Source organism: Vibrio fujianensis, assembly GCF_002749895.1.
Lineage (GTDB): Bacteria > Pseudomonadota > Gammaproteobacteria > Enterobacterales > Vibrionaceae > Vibrio > Vibrio fujianensis.
The window spans coordinates 236,301-237,898 of record NZ_NBUS01000043.1 but is presented as its reverse complement, the minus strand read 5'-3'; the positions used below and the strand labels follow the sequence as shown (position 1 = coordinate 237,898).

Below are 1,598 nucleotides of genomic sequence, written 5' to 3'. Positions count from 1 at the left end.
CATTAACTACCGAGCCACAATTTGAACATGTCTTTATCTCAGCAGGCCCTGGCGCTACACCAGAAGAGCTAGAGCGTAAACTTTATGTCCTGCGTAATTATACTGTTCGGGTTTGTTTAGAAAGCGTCTCAAATATTGGTGATGATTTTTACATCAACTCACTTTCTTATAAAACCTTGGTCTACAAAGGCCAGCTCACCACCGAACAAGTTCCACAATACTTTCTCGATTTACAAAATCCAACCATGGTGACAGCGCTCGCTTTGGTCCACTCGCGCTTTTCTACCAACACGTTCCCTAGATGGCGTCTCGCACAACCTTTCCGCTATATTGCACACAACGGTGAAATTAATACCGTACGCGGAAACTTAAACTGGATGAAAGCACGAGAAGCGATTCTTCAATCGAACCTCTTTACCCAAAACGAGATCGATATGTTGCTGCCAATTTGTCAAGAAGGCGCATCCGACTCGGCTAACTTTGATATGGTCTTAGAGCTACTGGTACTTTCAGGTCGCAGTTTACCTCATGCGCTGATGATGATGATCCCAGAAGCATGGCAGGAAAATAAAGCCATGGACCCGAAACGCCGTGCGTTTTATCAATACCACGCCAATATCATGGAACCTTGGGATGGCCCAGCATCGGTTTGCTTTACCGATGGGGTGCAAGTCGGCGCAACACTCGATAGAAATGGTCTACGTCCTTCTCGTTATACCGTAACTAAAGACGATTTTTTGATCATGGCTTCAGAATCAGGTGTAGTCGAAATTGACCCGGCCAATGTCGAATATCGTGGTCGTTTACAGCCGGGACGTATTTTTGTCGCTGATCTTGAACAAGGCCGTATTATCTCTGACGAGGAAGTGAAAGAGGGTATTGCCCACGCGCAACCTTATGAACAATGGGTCGAAGAAAACTTACTCAGTCTAAAAAAACTGCCCGATGCGGATAACGTCCATAGCCAACCATCACCAGAGCGCCTACTGCACCGTCAACAAGCCTTTGGGGTTAGCAGTGAAGAAGCAAACGATATTATCTGTACACTGGCTGAAACAGGTTACGAGCCTTTAGGCTCTATGGGTGCTGACTGGCCCGTTGCGGTGCTTTCTCATCAATCACAACATCTTGCTAATTACTTTAAGCAGTTATTTGCTCAGGTGACTAACCCACCGATTGATCCAATTCGTGAACGAATGGTGATGTCACTCAACACCTACATCGGCCGTGATCAAAACTTATTAGCGGAATCACCCGTTCACTGTCGTAAGGTGGAATTGGAATCCCCCGTGATCTCCAATGCAGAATTAGAAAAACTGCGAGCAATCGATAATGAACACCTACAAGCCAAAACGCTAGATATTGTGTTCCAAGCCAGCGAAGAACCCGGCAAACTAGAACGTGCACTAAAACGTATCTGTCAATATGCAGAAGATGCCGTGATTGATGGTTACTCGATCATTTTGCTAACGGATCGTGCCGTTAACTCAAACCACGCGGCTATCCCAGCCATGCTAGCAGTTGGTGCTGTTCATCATCACTTGATTCGAAAGGGATTACGCTCTAAATGTGGCATCGTGGTAGAGACTGGAGACGCA

Annotated in this window: 1 protein-coding gene; it reads left to right on the top strand. The window is 46.1% G+C overall.

The window, feature by feature from the left end:
* The coding region (locus B7C60_RS19065) for a glutamate synthase central domain-containing protein (RefSeq protein WP_281251703.1) at nt 1-1,598 on the top strand (1,598 nt) is incomplete at both ends.